Raw genomic sequence first — 16525 nt, 5'->3', positions numbered from 1 at the left:
ATATTGAAACTGACTTTTAAAACTAACTCTTCAAAAGTTTCTCACGCCACTCTGTAGGGTAGTCTTTTTGTAACGCTTTCACTTTATTCACATGACTAGAATCCGAATTAAAGATTTTCAAATAACGCCCCAAGCTCTCCAAACTCACATCAATCATGTTAGAACTCCCGTTACCCAGATTTTTGACTAAAACCTGCCTGGCATACAAAGGGGTGTTTTCTAAAAAAGAAATTTCAGTCTCGCTCAAAGGCACATTGAAGTGGTGTTTCAACTCCCTAGCGTTTTTTTGCGGATACAAAATGAGAGTCCCCATGTTGCTTAAAAAACTATGGGCGTTTTTGACCCCGCTTAACTGGTAAATATCTTGCAAAGCCAACACCACCACGCCATTAGCTTTCCTGGCTTGCGTGATTAAAGCGTTGATTTTGGTGTTCAATAAATCGTTTTCCACATAGGATTTAAACTCGTCTAAAAAAACCAAAAAACCGCTGTCGTTTTTCCTGGATTCTTCTAAAATTTTATAAAACAAGTAATAGGCTAAAAGTCCTAAGTCTTTAGGGTTTTGGGTGATAGCGTCTAAGTTGATTACATTTAAAAAAGCGTTGGAATTGAATGCGTCATTCAAAGCGTTAAAAAGGGGGTTATTCAAATACGGCTCTAAACTCAAGCCCAATTGGTTAGATGAGGTTCTTTTAAGCGTTTCTTTAAAGTCTAGCAAACTAAAGGCTTTAGGGTATAAGGTCTCATAAAGGCTCTTAATCGCACCAGAAACCGCATTCATGTCTTCTAAGGCTTCTTTATCCCTTGAAGGGGCGAGATCCAACATGCTCAAAAAAAAGGATTGCAAAAATTCTAAATTCTGTAAATTAGGCTCTAAACAAAAGGGATTAATGCTAAAAGATTGGCCGTCATGGTAATGCCCTTTAAAAAATTCGGTGAAAGAATACAGCCCTTGCATCCTGTCAAAAGCTAAAAGGCGCATGTTTTGGTATTTTAAAGCGCTCATCATTAAAAAGCTAATCAGCGTGCTTTTACCGCTTCCGGTTGCCCCTATAACTAAAGTATGCCCATTCACTCTGGCAATTTCTTTAGCGTTATTATGGCTCACTTCTTGGTTGTGGAAATTGAATAAAAAAGGGGAATAATCCAAATTTTTAAACACGCTCAAAGGGCTATTCCCCCATGAATTAGCTTTAAAGCCTAAATTTTGCCTTTCAAACACCATCAAACACGCTAGGGCTTTAGAGGTCAAAAAACGCAAGCGGTGGTTTAAATGGATGCGTTCAGGGAAAAAGGAAAAATACCCCCCTTTCAAGCCAAAAGTTTCTATAACGCCCACTAAGTTTTCTTTAAATAAAAGCCCTAAAACTAAGCTCGTTTGAGCGTCTAAATCCTCTAAACTAGGGGCTTTGATAAGAACGTTTAGGGCGAATTTTTGCATGGATAGGCGTTTGGTTTTGACCAATTCTTGGTATTCTAGCAGCTCGTTTTTAACGAGATTAGACATGCTAAACTTGGCTCTCTCTTTTAAAAAACTCAGCGTTTTATGCACACTCATAGGCTCTATAGAAAAGATAATATCTAGTGGCGTCTCTTGGTATAAAAGCGCTCCGATCGCTATAGAAGTGATGCGTTCGCTCTCATAAGCTTTAATGCCAATCAAGCGGTTATAGGTTTTTTGGTTAAAGCTTTCTTGAATGAAATAATCTTTTTCAAAAGTGATAGAACTAGCGATATAGCTATCGCTCAAATACCCCCATACTAGGGGTTTTAAAGGGAGATCAAACCCATTGATATATTCCGCATAAAAATTCAAAACCTCTTTAGAGCTTAAGATTTTGGGGGCATAGTTTTTGAGCTGGATTTCTAGGCTTTTTAAAGTTTCTTGCAAAAAATGCGCTTTATAAGAGAGAATATCCTTAAAATTTTCCTTATTGGCATGCATGAGAGATTTTTTCTTATGCTCCAAAACACCTTGTAAGGAGTGCGTGCTTTCTAAAACTAAAAAATACTGATTCTCATACACTTCTTTGTTTTCAAATTGATTCAAAATCGCTTGCAAGTATTGAGAATCAGATTGAATGTTTTGTTGGTGATCAATTTTACGCCTTTTAACCACCAGGCGTGCCACGACTTTTTCTAAAGAATCCAACGCCATCTGGCGCTCAGTGAAAAGATCTTGCAATTGCTCTGTGCTTAAATGGGTGTAACTCACCCCCTCTAAACGGAGAATACCCACTAAGTTTTCGTTTTTAGTGAGTAAAAAATGCTCATCATACAAGCCTAAAATGTTGTTTTCTTCGTTCATAGAATAGCTTTTAGGCAAAACCCCTAAAAAATAGTTTGAAACTTTTTGCTTGATAGCGCTCAAAAGCTTTTCTAACATCCTACGCTCTATAACATTTGGTTTTAGTCTTTATTTTGCTTTTAGCCACAATAATATCTGCAATGTCTTCATCAAAAAATTCCAGCACGCTAAAGAGCGCTAAAAACCCTAAATACAATAAAAAAGCGCTCAATAAATCAATCCAAGGGAGCAAAATAAAAGGCGCAAAAACAGAAATCAAATAAGACTTAGCGTTCAGCCATAAAAATTTTTCTTTAACCGAAATTTCACGCAAATTCTTCACGCTCGCTGACAGGATAATCATTAAAAAATTCCCATAAACCAATTCGCCAAACTCGGGGCTTTAAAGAATAAAAAAATCCCAAACACCACGCCAAGGATCGTGAATAAAATCTCTTTCCACCGGTCTAAATTCCTCCACACATAAATAGCGATCCCTATGAAAATCACCATTAAAATCCCCTTAGCGATGGGGCTTTTGAGCTGGGCTTCTAGGGCGTTAAAAAACCCCTCTAAACCTTCAGCGAACAAACTTGAAACGCACATGCCTACCAAAAAAATGATTTTTAAAAAATGAGCGGACATCAAAACCCTTCTGTTTAATTTTAATTAACTTTATAAGGCTTTATTATCTCAAAAAAACCATAAAAATCCTCTAAAAGGGGGGCAAAAGGGGTGGTTTTATCTTTAAAAGGGGTAAAAAAGCAAAGCTAAAGAGAAAAAGCCTTACTACTCTACGATTTGATAGACATAAGAAAGATTAGCGTGTTCTTTGGTTTGTAGGGTGTCTTCTTCTAAGAGGCTTTGAATCTTTTCAAAACTATATTGTAAATGGTTGTAAGCAACAATCACCACCTCATCGCCTTTTTGCAAAAAATGCTCTTGCGCAAAAGGCATATAAGGGGTAGCCCCAATCGCAAAAATCATTTTAGTGGGGAAATTATGGCGCTCTAAAAAAGGTCTTAGAGCCTCTAAAGAATCACCATCTTGTTGGTGGTTTAATTGGTCTTTGATCCAGTCTAAAAGCTTTTGATAAAAAAACTCGTATTTGAGCAATTTGCTGTTTTCCCCATAAATGTGCCAAACATTATCGTATTTCAAAAAAGATGCGATAGAGAAATTGTTGCACACCCCCCCATAAACAAACCTATCAATAGGCAATTTCTGCCCTATGCCTTTAGAAGCTGGTGAAAAATTCTTTTTTTGGGAGAGTTTTGCGGCGTCTAAATTACGCACAGAAGCGTCATTAAACGCCATGAAAAAATTAGGTACAAGCTTGGTTACCAAATGTTTTTCATCGTATTTAACATCGCATTCTAAAGCGATTTCTGGCTCTGCTTGCACCCTTAAATCTGGATCATTAGGCAAAATAATCTTATGGTTATCAATGCAACAACGCCCCAAATAACAATTTTCATAGGGGATATAAAAAGGGAATAGTCCCTTAGGGGCGTCCTTTTCTTCGCTTTTCATGTTAATAAAACTATGACTCTCTCCTGCTTGCTCCAAATGCCCTGCAAAATTCCCCACCACACCAAAACCTAAAAACTCTTGCATGCAAACCTCCTAGCAAATAGCTTAATCATTAGAGCTTTTTTCATTATAGCATAAAAAGAAAACCCCTAAAATTCTCAAAAACTCCCCTTTCAAGCGAACAAATACTCCCTAGCGCTCTCTTTATCCAAAGGGTAAAGCTCGCGTTTTTCATTCCCTATTTGAATGAGATAAGCTTGATTTTTTAAAGTCTTAGCATAGCCTAAAGCGATACGGCCGGCTAATTCTTTATCTTCTTTACTGGCGTTTTTATCCACTAAACTCAAAGGGCCTTTACAGCTTAGTAATTCAATCTTATCCATTAAGGGGTGCTCAATGTCTAGCTTATGGTTTTCTTCTTCATTCCTTGCCACCACCAAACGAGCGTTATGGGGCAAGATAAAATAACGCCCGTTTTTGACAATCACGCCATCTTCAAACACCATTTCTCTGTATTCTTTCAAATTCTTAATCTTATTGCTCACTTGAATGTCTGTAAGCAAGCACCCCCCGCCTGGCTTTTCATAATATTTCAAGCCGTAATCTTTGATCATTTGCAATTGCCTAGTGCGCCCCCTACCACTCACATCTAAAAGCTTGTCTCTATCAACAAAACCCTTTTTTTCCATAAAAGTAGGCTCTAAGAGTTTAGCGCTCATGGGCCTTAAGAGCAATTCGTCTAAAAATTGCGGTTTTTCACCGCCTGCTTGCGTTCGGTCTAAAACGGGATCAAAACGCGCCTCTTCGCCCACCTCTCTGACTAATTTCCTCACCTGATTGAGCGCTTCTTTCCTTTGGGATTTAGGGCGTTGCCCTAGCACTTCTCCGCTCAAAACAAAATCCGCGTTCAATTCAAGCATTTTATAAAAAGCGTTCCTAAACATGTTGGCATGGCAGTCAATGCAAGGGTTGAAATATTTCCCATAGCCGTATTTGGGCTTGAACAACACGTCGTTAAAAAACTGCTCTCTAATATCGCACACTAAGAGCTTAGCCCCGATTTGCGCGGTGGCGTTTTCAAAATACTCTCTTTTATCTTTATTCCCCCCAAACCCTATATTAAAGTGCAAAGCGGTTACCTCAATGCCTTGATCAATGAGTAATTTCATAGACAACAAACTATCCAACCCCCCACTAAATAGGGCTAAAGCTTTTATTTGTTTCATATGGCGACTAATTCTCCTTGTTTTAATTTCATAATGGCCTGGCGAGCCTTTTTTAAACAGATCATTTTTTCGCTAAAAGAAAGCGGGCTTTTAGGGATTTCTTTGAGTTGCCGCTCAAAATAGTGCAAAATCAACAAACGCAATTCCTTTTCAAAACCCCCTTTTTTTAAGGGTAAATTCGCATCTAATAATAACGCAACTAATTTAGGGTCGTCTAATTTTTCTTGACACAAAGCGTCAAATTCTTGTTTTTTATGCAAGAATACCCCACTATGGATATAACCCACCGCTAAATCCAACAAGCTTCTGTCTTCTAAAAGATAGCGGATCACTAATTTTTCTAAAAATTCCAAACTGAGCGTGTTAGAAACATGCACAAACTTTTGAGGGCGATTGGGTTTTTCTGTTTTGGGGTAAAAAGGCTGAAAAGAGGCTCGCTCTCTAATCCCTAAAACATGCAAAGGCACTTGTAAAAGCGTGGCGATTAAGGGCTTGTATTCATTTTGTAAAAGCAAGGAAAAGTTTTTCAAAAACCCTAACATTTCTTTAAGGGCCTTATCTTTTTCTAAAGGATCGTCTAAAAGATAAAAACCCGCCATGCACCTTAAAACAAATTCAATAAAAGCCATGGGGCGCGATAACAAGTCTTTTAAGGTTTCAATCTGGCCGTTAGCGATCATATCCGCAGGATCGAGATTGTTTTCAAACAAAATCACCCCCCCTTTCCTTTGCTCTTTAGCCAACATCAAACTCGCTTTATAAGCCGCATTCCGCCCTGCCTTATCCCCATCATAGCTTAAGAGAATTTCTGGATCGCCTTTTTTAAGCAAGGGCAAATGCGATGGCGTTAAAGCTGTCCCAAGCGTGGCTATGGCGTTTTTAAAACCCGCCTGGTGCAATAAAATCACATCCAAATACCCCTCGGTTACGATGACTTGCTTTTGTTTATAGATGTGTTCTTTAGCCAAATGATAGCCATAGAGCAAACTGGATTTATCAAAAAGCTTATTTTGGGGCGAATTGATATACTTGGCCGCTTTTTCTTTTAAGGTACGCCCTCCAAAACCCACCACTTGAGCGCTAGGGCTATAAATAGGGAACATGATGCGATCCAAAAAACGCAAATAGGTTTTATCCTTTTTATCACTCTTGCCCAGCACGCCTAATTCAATCAGTTTATCCTTATTCAGGCCTTTATTTTCAATGCCGTAATCAATTCTATTCGTGCATAAGCCTAATTTAAACGCTTTGATGCTCTCTAGGCTAAGCCCTCTTTTTTGCAAATAATTCAAAAAAAACGGGGCGTTGAAAAGCTCTTCTTGATACAACGAACTCACCATTTCTAAAAGGTGGTAATCTTCTTTATGATCGTAATAAACGCCTTTGTCATACTCTAAAGTTATATTGAATCGGTGGGCCAATTTCTCAAGCGCTTCCACAAACGAAAGTTTTTCAAACGCCATCACAAATTTAATGCTATCCCCGCTCGCCCCACACCCAAAGCAATGGTAAAACCCTTTAATTTGATTGACGCTAAAACTCGCGCTCCTTTCTTCATGAAACGGGCAACAAGCCATGTAATTCGAACCTGATTTCCTCAAATCCACATAAGAGCTAATGACTTCTACAATATCTATCGTTTGTAAAAGGCGATCAATGGAACTTTTAAGAATCATTTTTCTGCTTTCTTTAATGGGCTTTTTTGGTTTGACTTTCTCAAAAGGGATTATACTCAATAAATAAAATCTTCAAAAAGGTTTGTTGATAACGCCCCTTTTTCTAATCCTTATATTTTTAAACTAATGAAACTTGATACAAATAGACTTAATAATCCTTATAGTTATATTATTAGCTTTGTTTTTATGGCTTGACTTATCTTTAAAAATGCGCTATAGTTATGTCGCTTAATAACAATAAGCGCTAAATTTCTATTTTATTTATCAAAACTTAGGAGAACTGAAATGAAGTTTCAACCATTAGGAGAAAGGGTCTTAGTAGAAAGACTTGAAGAAGAGAACAAAACCAGTTCAGGCATCATCATCCCTGATAACGCTAAAGAAAAGCCTTTAATGGGCGTAGTCAAAGCGGTTAGCCATAAAATCAGTGAGGGTTGCAAATGCGTTAAAGAAGGCGATGTGATCGCTTTTGGCAAATACAAAGGCGCAGAAATCGTTTTAGACGGCACCGAATACATGGTGCTAGAATTAGAAGACATTCTGGGCATCGTGGGCTCAGGCTCTTGCTGTCATACAGGTAATCATGACCATAAACATGCTAAAGAGCATGAAGCTTGCTGTCATGATCACAAAAAACACTAAAAAACATTATTATTAAGGATACACAATGGCAAAAGAAATTAAATTTTCAGATAGTGCAAGAAACCTTCTATTTGAAGGCGTGAGACAACTCCATGACGCTGTCAAAGTAACCATGGGGCCAAGAGGCAGGAATGTGTTGATTCAAAAAAGCTATGGCGCTCCAAGCATCACCAAAGACGGCGTGAGCGTGGCTAAAGAGATTGAATTAAGTTGCCCAGTGGCTAACATGGGCGCTCAACTCGTTAAAGAAGTAGCGAGCAAAACCGCTGATGCTGCTGGCGATGGCACGACCACAGCGACCGTGTTGGCTTATAGCATTTTTAAAGAAGGTTTGAGGAATATCACGGCTGGGGCTAACCCTATTGAAGTGAAACGAGGCATGGATAAAGCCGCTGAAGCGATCATCAATGAGCTTAAAAAAGCGAGCAAAAAAGTGGGCGGTAAAGAAGAAATCACCCAAGTGGCGACCATTTCTGCAAACTCCGATCACAATATCGGGAAACTCATCGCTGACGCTATGGAAAAAGTGGGCAAAGACGGCGTGATCACCGTTGAAGAAGCTAAGGGCATTGAAGATGAATTGGATGTCGTAGAGGGCATGCAATTTGATAGAGGCTACCTCTCCCCTTATTTTGTAACCAACGCTGAGAAAATGACCGCTCAATTGGATAACGCTTACATCCTTTTAACGGATAAAAAAATCTCTAGCATGAAAGACATCCTCCCGCTATTGGAAAAAACCATGAAAGAGGGTAAACCGCTTTTAATCATCGCTGAAGACATTGAGGGCGAAGCTTTAACGACTCTAGTGGTGAATAAATTAAGAGGCGTGTTGAATATCGCAGCGGTTAAAGCTCCAGGCTTTGGGGACAGAAGAAAAGAAATGCTCAAAGACATCGCTATTTTAACCGGCGGTCAAGTCATCAGCGAAGAATTAGGCTTGAGTCTAGAAAACGCTGAAGTGGAGTTTTTAGGCAAAGCCGGAAGGATTGTGATTGACAAAGACAACACCACGATCGTAGATGGCAAAGGTCATAGCGATGATGTTAAAGACAGAGTCGCACAAATCAAAACCCAAATTGCAAGCACGACAAGCGATTATGACAAAGAAAAATTGCAAGAAAGATTGGCTAAACTCTCTGGCGGTGTGGCTGTGATTAAAGTGGGCGCTGCGAGCGAAGTGGAAATGAAAGAGAAAAAAGACCGGGTGGATGACGCGTTGAGCGCGACTAAAGCGGCGGTTGAAGAAGGCATTGTGATTGGCGGCGGTGCGGCTCTTATTCGCGCGGCTCAAAAAGTGCATTTGAATTTACACGATGATGAAAAAGTGGGCTATGAAATCATCATGCGCGCCATTAAAGCCCCATTAGCTCAAATCGCTATTAACGCTGGTTATGATGGCGGTGTGGTCGTGAATGAAGTAGAAAAACACGAAGGGCATTTTGGTTTTAACGCTAGCAATGGCAAGTATGTGGACATGTTTAAAGAAGGCATTATTGACCCCCTAAAAGTAGAAAGGATCGCTTTACAAAATGCGGTTTCGGTTTCAAGCCTGCTTTTAACCACAGAAGCCACCGTGCATGAAATCAAAGAAGAAAAAGCGGCCCCAGCAATGCCTGATATGGGTGGCATGGGCGGAATGGGAGGCATGGGCGGCATGATGTAAGCCCCCTTGCTTTTCTTAATGAAAGCCCTCTTTTTGGGGGCTTTTTATCTCACAAAACCGCTCACCTTTAAAAACGCACAACAAAAAATCTCTGTTAAGCTTTTATCATTAGCGTTCCATTAAAACAAAATCTAAAAACCCTTTCCAATACCACCCAAACAAACGCGCAAAAAATGCAAAATTCTAAATTTTCTCCAAATGACAAAAAAAAAAAAAAACGATTTCATGCTACAATGCTTTTAATACATTCTTAATGTATAAAATCTCAATCACTCAATTTAATTTCAAAGGATATTTATGAAAAAAACCCTTTTACTCTCTCTCTCTCTCTCGCTGCTTCGCTTTTAAACGCTGAAGACAACGGCTTTTTTATCAGCGCGGGCTATCAAATCGGCGAAGCCGCTCAAATGGTGAAAAACACCGGCGAATTGAAAAAACTTTCAGACACTTATGAGAATTTGAGCAACCTTTTAAGCAATTTCAACAACCTCAATCGGGCGGTAACGAACGCGAGCAGCCCTTCAGAAATCAATGCTGCGATCGATAATTTGAAAGCGAACACGCAAGGGTTGACCGGCGAAAAAACCAATTCCCCAGCGTATCAAGCGGTGTATTTGGCGCTCAATGCGGCGGTGGGGTTGTGGAATGTGATAGCTTATAATGTCCAATGCGGTCCTGGTAATAGTGGGCAACAAAGCGTAACTTTTGATGGCCAGCCAGGACATAATTCAAGCTCCATTAATTGCAATTTAACCAATTATAACAACGGGGTTAGCGGCCCTTTAAGCATTGATAATTTTAAACAGCTTAATCAGGCTTATCAGGTTCTCCAACAAGCGTTAAAGCAAGGGGTACCCGCTTTGAACGACACGACTAAAAAGATAGAAGTCAAAGTAACAACACAAACTAATGGAGCTAATAAAAGTGAAACTACTACTACTACTACTACTACTACTAACGACGCTCAAACCCTTTTGCAAGAAGCCAGTAAAATGATAAGCGTTCTCACTACAAACTGCCCATGGGTCAATCACAATGAAGGACAGAATGGAGGGGCGCCGTGGGGTTTAAATACGGCAGGGAATGTGTGTCAGGTTTTTGCCACGGAGTTTAGCGCCGTTACTAGCATGATCAAAAACGCCCAAGAAATCGTAACGCAAGCTCAAAGCCTTAATACTAACCAAAGCAATCAAAACGTGCCGCAAGATTTCAACCCTTACACCTCTGCTGATAGGGCTTTCGCTCAAAACATGCTCAATCACGTGCAAGCGCAAGCGAAGATGCTTGAACTAGCCGCTCAAATGAAAAAAGACCTTAACACTATCCCTAAACAATTCGTTACAAACTACTTGGCAGCTTGCAAAAGTGATGGCACAACACCCAGTCAAGGGGTTACTAACAACACTTGGGGAGCCGGTTGCGCGTATGTGGAAGAGACGATAACGGCTTTAAATAACAGCCTTGCGCATTTTGGCACTCAAGCCGAGCAAATCAAGCAATCTGAGTTGTTGGCGCGCACGATACTTGATTTTAGAGGCAGCCTTAGCACTTTAAACAGCACTTATAACAGCATCACCACGACCGCTTCAAACACGCCTAATTCCCCATTCCTTAAAAATTTGATAAGCCAATCCACTAACCCTAATAACCCCGGGGGTTTACAGGCCGTTTATCAAGTCAACCAGAGCGCTTATTCGCAATTACTAAGCGCCACGCAAGAATTAGGGCATAACCCTTTCAGACGCGTTGGATTAATCAGCTCTCAAACCAACAATGGCGCGATGAATGGGATCGGCGTGCAAGTGGGCTATAAGCAATTCTTTGGTGAAAAGAGAAGGTGGGGATTAAGGTATTACGGCTTTTTTGACTATAACCATGCCTATATCAAATCCAGCTTTTTTAATTCGGCTTCTGATGTGTTCACTTATGGGGTAGGGACAGATGTCCTCTATAACTTTATCAATGATAAAGCCACCAAAAACAGCAAGATTTCTTTTGGGGTGTTTGGGGGGATTGCGTTAGCCGGCACTTCGTGGCTGAATTCTCAATACGTGAATTTAGCGACCTTCAATAATTTCTATAGCGCTAAAATGAATGTGGCGAATTTCCAATTCTTATTCAATTTAGGCTTGAGAATGAATCTGGCTAAAAACAAAAAGAAAGCGAGCGATCATGCGGCTCAGCATGGCGTGGAATTAGGCGTGAAGATCCCCACGATCAACACGAATTACTATTCTTTGCTAGGCACTCAACTAGAATACCGCAGGCTTTATAGCGTGTATTTGAATTATGTGTTTGCTTACTAATATCTGGCTTTTTGTGAAACTCCCTTTTTTAAGGGGTTTCTTTTTTGAACCCTTTCTTTTTTTGAACCCTTTTTTTTTAAACTCCCTCTTTTTGGGGGTTTGATGGAAAATCCTTTTTAGTGTTTTTTATATTAGTTAGTGGAAAACTTGATACTAATTTAAGCGATAGCTTTAAAAAAAGCGCTTCTTTTTGGGGGTTTAGTGGGGTTAAAAGGGAGAGAATGGTTTCAAAGCGCTTCCTATCCCTTTAAGAAAATAAAATAAAACTTAAGAAAATGCGTTTTACAACAAAATAAGATCTAAAACAATAAAACAAAAACCCATTTTTTAACAATGAAATTTTTTAAACAAAAAAAGCATTAAATCCTAATAAGATTTGTTAGATCTTGATAAAAACAAAGCTTTTTTAAAACCCCAAAAAACAATACTAACCAATAACAAAAACGCATCTATTGTGATCCTTATGGCATTAAAGCGCAACCAAGTTTTTTATTTAAGCAAAAGCTGTTATGCCGTTTTAAGAGCGTGTCATTTCTTTGAAAACCGCAATATTTTTCAATTATTCTTGACAAGCGTTAAAAAAAATTGTATCATTATCTTTTTTTGTGAGACCCGTTAGCTCAGCTGGTAGAGCAATTCCCTTTTAAGGAATGGGCCGTTGGTTCAAATCCAACACGGGTCACCATGAGCATCGTGGCTCCTTCATCTAGTGGTTAGGATACCACCCTTTCACGGTGGTTACAGGGGTTCAAATCCCCTAGGAGTCACCACTCTTTTATACGGGTTTAGTTGGATTTTATCTCAATATTTTGGTCGCTTAGCTCAGTTGGTAGAGCGCTACCCTTACAAGGTAGATGTCATAAGTTCGAGTCTTATAGCGACCACCATTTTGACTTAGCTTCAAGCATGCGTTTTTAGGCTATGGATTTTGGATAGGGAGCGGTAGTTCAGCTGGTTAGAATATCTGCCTGTCACGCAGGGGGTCGCGGGTTCGAGTCCCGTCCGCTCCGCCACCAAACGCTTTTAAGATCATTTCCTACGCTTTTTCACATAATAGTTAATCGTTAAAAATGACCCTTTCATCTAGTGGCCAAGGATACCACCCTTTCACGGTGGAAACGGAAGTTCAAATCTTTCAAGGGTCGCCACAAAAATTTCAAACTACACCCACAAATTATCTAAAAGCCTAGTTTTACCCACACGAGCCGCCACTAAAACCAGCGTGTTAGCTGGCTCTATGGTTTTTAAAGACTCTAGCTTGTGGTTGCAAAATTCCAAATAATCCACTTCTAAATTTTCTAAAATTTCAAGCCCTAGTTTTTTCAGTTTTTCGCACGCTTTTTCGCCCCTATCTATGGCCTGCTGGATATTTTCTAAAGCTTTTGGAATGGCTAGGGCTTGCTTTCTTTCTGTGGCACTCAAATACACATTCCTAGAGCTTAAAGCCAAATGATCGCTATCGCGCACGATCTCGCATGGCGCTATTTCAATGTCTAAAAGCAAATCTTTAACTAAATGCTCAATGATTAAAAGCTGTTGGGCGTCCTTTTTACCAAAATACGCTCTAGTAGGATTGATAAGATGGAACAATTTTAACACGACCTGAACCACCCCATCAAAATGCCCCTTACGCATGGCTCCCTCTAAAGAGTGGGATAAAAATGTAGGGGCGTAGAGTTTCAGGCGTTGCTCTATTTCATAGGGATACATTTCGCCAATTTTAGGCACAAACACCGCATTAACGCCTAATTTTTCACACAAAGCCAAATCCTTTTCTAAAGGGCGCGGGTAAGCGCTAAAATCTTCGTTAGCCCCAAATTGCGTGGGGTTGACAAAAACGCTCACAATCGTGTGGGAATTTTCTTTCAAACTCCTTTCTATCAAGCTTTGATGCCCTTTGTGTAAAGCCCCCATAGTCGGCACAAAACCAACGCTTTCTTTCAAACTTTTACGATATTCTCTTAAAGCAGCAATCGTTTCTAACATGCGCATTTAACAATCCTTTAAAAGCTCTAAAACCACTTCTCTAGGCTCTTTAGCCTGATAAATGGGGCGGCCCACCACGATAAAATCGCTTAAATTTTGCTTAGCCTCTTTAGCGTTCGCCACCCTTTCTTGATCCTCTTTATCGTTTTTATCCAGCCTTATGCCAGGGGTTAAAGTCAAAAAATCCTTACCTAAAGCCTCTTTGATTGCTAAGCTTTCAAACACCGAACACACCACCCCATCAATCCCGCTCTCTTTACCCATAGCGCTCAATTTAATCGCTTGAGTTTTTAAAGGGGCGTTATACACACTCAAAAATTCCTCTTCGCTAAAGCTCGTTAAAGCACTCACGCCCATGATCAAGGGGCGTTTTTTAAGAGCGTTTAGGCGTTGCATTAAAATGGTTAGCGCGCTTTTAGCGCTGCTTAAATGCACGGTGAGCATGTCAATGTCTAATTTCACGCATTCTAGCGCGGCATTTGCCATCGTATAAGGAATATCATAGAGCTTCAAATCCAAAAAAATCTTAAAATTTTCATCAATCTTTCTGATTTCATCTAAAAAAACAGCCCCATCTCTTATAAACGATCTAAGCCCCACCTTAGCCCATAAATCTAAACCCTTTAATTCTTGTAATAAAGAAAGATTGTCCTCTTTTTTTTCTAAATCCAATGCGACACATAATTGCATGAAAGCCCTTTAAAGTGTAAAATAACGCCATTATAACAAAAAGAAATGCAAGATTTTTAGCTATGATAAGCGTTTTAAAATGAAAACCAAGTTTGATTAAAATGAGATTTAAGGGTTAAAGAGTGAAAGCGTTTTTAGGAGCATTAGAGTTTCAAGAGAATGAATATGAAGAGCTTAAAGAGCTTTATGAGAGCTTAAAAACCAAGCAAAAGCCCCACACTTTGTTCATTTCTTGCGTGGATTCACGAGTCGTGCCTAATCTAATCACAGGCACCCAACCGGGCGAATTGTATGTGATCCGCAACATGGGCAATGTGATCCCCCCTAAAACAAGCTATAAAGAATCCCTTTCTACCATTGCGAGCATTGAATACGCTATTGCGCATGTAGGGATTCAAAACTTAATCATTTGCGGGCATAGCGATTGTGGGGCTTGCGGGAGCATCCATTTAATCCATGATGAAACCACCAAAGCTAAAACCCCTTACATTGCAAACTGGATACAATTTTTAGAGCCTGTTAAAGAAGAATTAAAAAACCACCCGCAATTCAGCAACCATTCCGCCAAGCGTTCATGGCTTACGGAGCGTTTGAACGTGCGCTTGCAACTCAACAATCTCTTAAGCTATGATTTCATTCAAGAAAGAGTGATAAATAACGAATTGAAAATTTTTGGTTGGCACTATATCATAGAAACAGGCAGGATTTATAATTATAATTTTGAAAGCCATTTTTTTGAGCCGATTGAAGAAACCATTAAACAAAGGAAAAGTCATGAAAACCCCTGAAACAAAAACCCCTAAATCCGTTTTAATCGCCGGGCCATGCGTCATTGAGAGCTTAGAAAATCTAAGAAGTATCGCTATTAAATTACAACCCCTAGCCAACAACGAGCGATTGGATTTTTATTTTAAAGCGAGTTTTGATAAGGCTAACCGCACGAGTTTGGAGAGTTACAGAGGGCCTGGTTTAGAAAAAGGCTTAGAAATGTTACAAACTATCAAAGATGAATTTGGTTATAAAATTTTAACCGATGTGCATGAGAGCTATCAGGCAAGCGTGGCAGCCAAAGTAGCGGATATTTTACAAATTCCGGCGTTTTTGTGCCGCCAAACGGATCTGATTGTAGAAGTGAGCCAAACTAACGCTATTGTCAATATCAAAAAAGGGCAATTCATGAACCCAAAAGACATGCAATATTCTGTCTTAAAAGCCCTTAAAACAAGGGATAGTAGCATTCAAAGCCCCACTTATGAAACAGCGTTAAAAAATGGCGTGTGGCTGTGTGAAAGGGGGAGCAGCTTTGGGTATGGGAATTTAGTGGTGGACATGCGCTCTTTAAAAATCATGCGAGAGTTTGCCCCTGTGATTTTTGACGCCACTCATAGCGTGCAAATGCCAGGGGGAGCGAACGGGAAAAGTTCAGGAGACAGCTCTTTTGCTCCCATTTTAGCCAGAGCTGCGGCTGCAGTGGGGATTGATGGGCTGTTCGCTGAAACGCATATTGATCCTAAAAACGCCCTAAGCGATGGGGCGAACATGCTCAAACCTGATGAGCTAGAATATTTAGTAACCGACATGTTAAAAATCCAAAATTTATTTTAAAGGAATTTCATGCGAATCATAGAAGGGAAATTGCAATTACAAGGGAATGAAAAAGTCGCTATTTTAACCTCGCGCTTCAATCATATCATCACAGACAGATTAAAAGAAGGGGCGATGGATTGCTTTAAAAGGCATGGGGGCGATGAGGATCTTTTAGATCTCGTGTTGGTGCCTGGGGCTTATGAATTGCCTTTGATTTTAGACAAATTGTTAGAGAGTGAAAAATACGATGGCGTGTGCGTTTTAGGAGCCATTATTAGAGGGGGGACTCCGCATTTTGACTACGTGAGCGCGGAAGCGACTAAGGGTATTGCTAGCGCGATGCTAAAATACAGCATGCCGGTAAGCTTTGGCGTGCTGACCACAGACAATATTGAACAAGCGATTGAAAGAGCGGGCAGTAAGGCCGGCAATAAGGGCTTTGAAGCGATGAGCACCCTCATTGAATTGTTGAGCTTGTGCCAAACTCTCAAGGGTTAAAATGGCGACACGAACTCAAGCCAGGGGGGCTGTGGTTGAATTGTTGTATGCGTTTGAGAGCGGTAATGAAGAAATTAAAAAAATCGCTTCCAGCATGTTAGAAGAAAAAAAGATTAAAAACAACCAGTTGGCTTTTGCCTTAAGCCTTTTTAATGGCGTGTTAGAAAAAATCAATGAGATTGACGCTCTTATTGAACCGCATTTGAAAGACTGGGATTTCAAGCGATTGGGGAGCATGGAAAAGGCGATTTTACGCTTAGGAGCGTATGAAATTGGCTTCACGCCCACGCAAAACCCCATCATCATCAATGAATGCATAGAGCTTGGCAAACTCTACGCTGAGCCTAACACCCCTAAATTTTTAAACGCTATCTTGGATTCTTTGAGCAAAAAGCTCGCTCAAAAACCCTTGAATTGAGGGCGTTTTA

General features: G+C 40.0%; 14 protein-coding genes, 5 tRNA genes and 1 pseudogene. 12 read left to right on the top strand and 8 right to left on the bottom strand.

Annotated elements, in window-relative coordinates; genetic code table 11:
• Positions 1 to 22 precede the first annotated feature (22 nt).
• The 6 genes from HPB14_RS00110 to dnaG all read right to left on the bottom strand — a co-directional run bounded on the left by HPB14_RS00110 (position 23) and on the right by dnaG (position 6722).
• The gene (locus tag HPB14_RS00110; protein WP_000890498.1) at positions 23 to 2386 is read right to left on the bottom strand and encodes a VirB4 family type IV secretion/conjugal transfer ATPase; all 2364 of its coding nucleotides are present in this window, start codon (positions 2384 to 2386) and stop codon (positions 23 to 25) included.
• A gap of 1 nt (position 2387) precedes the next feature.
• Complete coding sequence (locus tag HPB14_RS00105; RefSeq protein ID WP_000584956.1) at positions 2388 to 2651, bottom strand: hypothetical protein; 264 nt, start codon at positions 2649 to 2651, stop codon at positions 2388 to 2390.
• On the bottom strand, positions 2651 to 2932 hold the full coding sequence (locus tag HPB14_RS00100; RefSeq protein ID WP_001272686.1) for a TrbC/VirB2 family protein: 282 nt from the start codon (positions 2930 to 2932) through the stop codon (positions 2651 to 2653). The genes HPB14_RS00105 and HPB14_RS00100 overlap by 1 nt, the downstream gene beginning before the upstream one ends.
• 144 nt (positions 2933 to 3076) lie before the next feature.
• Positions 3077 to 3904: a DUF5718 family protein gene (locus HPB14_RS00095; RefSeq protein ID WP_001154872.1), complete on the bottom strand. Its 828-nt coding sequence runs from the start codon at positions 3902 to 3904 to the stop codon at positions 3077 to 3079.
• A gap of 89 nt (positions 3905 to 3993) precedes the next feature.
• Positions 3994 to 5046: an MnmA/TRMU family protein gene (locus HPB14_RS00090; protein WP_000809466.1), complete on the bottom strand. Its 1053-nt coding sequence runs from the start codon at positions 5044 to 5046 to the stop codon at positions 3994 to 3996.
• Entirely contained in the window at positions 5043 to 6722 is a 1680-nt protein-coding gene (gene dnaG / locus HPB14_RS00085) for a DNA primase (RefSeq protein WP_014658393.1), read from the bottom strand. The genes HPB14_RS00090 and dnaG overlap by 4 nt, the downstream gene beginning before the upstream one ends.
• A 285-nt stretch (positions 6723 to 7007) precedes the next feature.
• Here dnaG and groES point away from each other — a divergent pair, with 285 nt between their 5' ends.
• The 8 genes and pseudogenes from groES (at position 7008) to HPB14_RS00035 (ending at position 12484) form a co-directional block, all read left to right on the top strand.
• Positions 7008 to 7364 (top strand): co-chaperone GroES, encoded by a 357-nt coding sequence (gene groES, locus HPB14_RS00080; RefSeq protein WP_000671934.1) that lies wholly within the window; start codon positions 7008 to 7010, stop codon positions 7362 to 7364.
• 25 nt (positions 7365 to 7389) lie between these two features.
• Positions 7390 to 9030, top strand: coding sequence for a chaperonin GroEL (gene groL, locus HPB14_RS00075; RefSeq protein ID WP_001040278.1), 1641 nt, complete (start codon positions 7390 to 7392; stop codon positions 9028 to 9030).
• A gap of 297 nt (positions 9031 to 9327) precedes the next feature.
• Positions 9328 to 11336, top strand: a pseudogene (gene hopZ, locus HPB14_RS00065) (Hop family adhesin HopZ).
• A gap of 609 nt (positions 11337 to 11945) precedes the next feature.
• Positions 11946 to 12021, top strand: a tRNA-Lys gene (locus HPB14_RS00055).
• Positions 12022 to 12031: 10 nt separating this feature from the next.
• Positions 12032 to 12106, top strand: a tRNA-Glu gene (locus HPB14_RS00050).
• 41 nt (positions 12107 to 12147) lie between these two features.
• Positions 12148 to 12223 (top strand) — tRNA-Val (locus HPB14_RS00045).
• A gap of 49 nt (positions 12224 to 12272) precedes the next feature.
• Positions 12273 to 12349 (top strand) — tRNA-Asp (locus HPB14_RS00040).
• 59 nt (positions 12350 to 12408) lie between these two features.
• Positions 12409 to 12484: transfer RNA gene (locus tag HPB14_RS00035), tRNA-Glu, on the top strand.
• A 13-nt stretch (positions 12485 to 12497) separates the two neighbouring features.
• Here HPB14_RS00035 and panC read toward each other — a convergent pair.
• Positions 12498 to 13328: a pantoate--beta-alanine ligase gene (gene panC / locus HPB14_RS00030; RefSeq protein WP_001242508.1), complete on the bottom strand. Its 831-nt coding sequence runs from the start codon at positions 13326 to 13328 to the stop codon at positions 12498 to 12500.
• Positions 13329 to 14012: an orotidine-5'-phosphate decarboxylase gene (gene pyrF, locus HPB14_RS00025; RefSeq protein WP_001175319.1), complete on the bottom strand. Its 684-nt coding sequence runs from the start codon at positions 14010 to 14012 to the stop codon at positions 13329 to 13331.
• A 122-nt stretch (positions 14013 to 14134) separates the two neighbouring features.
• Between pyrF and HPB14_RS00020 the strand changes: the two genes are divergently transcribed.
• From HPB14_RS00020 to nusB, 4 genes are read left to right on the top strand one after another with little or no spacing between them, the layout of a single operon-like run.
• Positions 14135 to 14800, top strand: a complete 666-nt coding sequence (locus HPB14_RS00020) for a carbonic anhydrase (RefSeq protein ID WP_000643030.1) — start codon at positions 14135 to 14137, stop codon at positions 14798 to 14800.
• Positions 14787 to 15617, top strand: a complete 831-nt coding sequence (gene kdsA / locus HPB14_RS00015; RefSeq protein WP_000856490.1) for a 3-deoxy-8-phosphooctulonate synthase — start codon at positions 14787 to 14789, stop codon at positions 15615 to 15617. The genes HPB14_RS00020 and kdsA overlap by 14 nt, the downstream gene beginning before the upstream one ends.
• 9 nt (positions 15618 to 15626) lie before the next feature.
• Positions 15627 to 16097 (top strand): 6,7-dimethyl-8-ribityllumazine synthase, encoded by a 471-nt coding sequence (ribH, locus tag HPB14_RS00010; protein ID WP_001219974.1) that lies wholly within the window; start codon positions 15627 to 15629, stop codon positions 16095 to 16097.
• A 1-nt stretch (position 16098) separates the two neighbouring features.
• On the top strand, positions 16099 to 16515 hold the full coding sequence (gene nusB, locus HPB14_RS00005) for a transcription antitermination factor NusB (RefSeq protein ID WP_000235739.1): 417 nt from the start codon (positions 16099 to 16101) through the stop codon (positions 16513 to 16515).
• Positions 16516 to 16525 lie beyond the last annotated feature (10 nt).

The sequence above is a fragment of the Helicobacter pylori HUP-B14 genome (assembly GCF_000259235.1).
In the GTDB taxonomy this organism is placed as follows: domain Bacteria; phylum Campylobacterota; class Campylobacteria; order Campylobacterales; family Helicobacteraceae; genus Helicobacter; species Helicobacter pylori_CU.
Note: the sequence above shows the minus strand (reverse complement) of the source record. Positions and strands in the feature narration are given on the sequence as shown.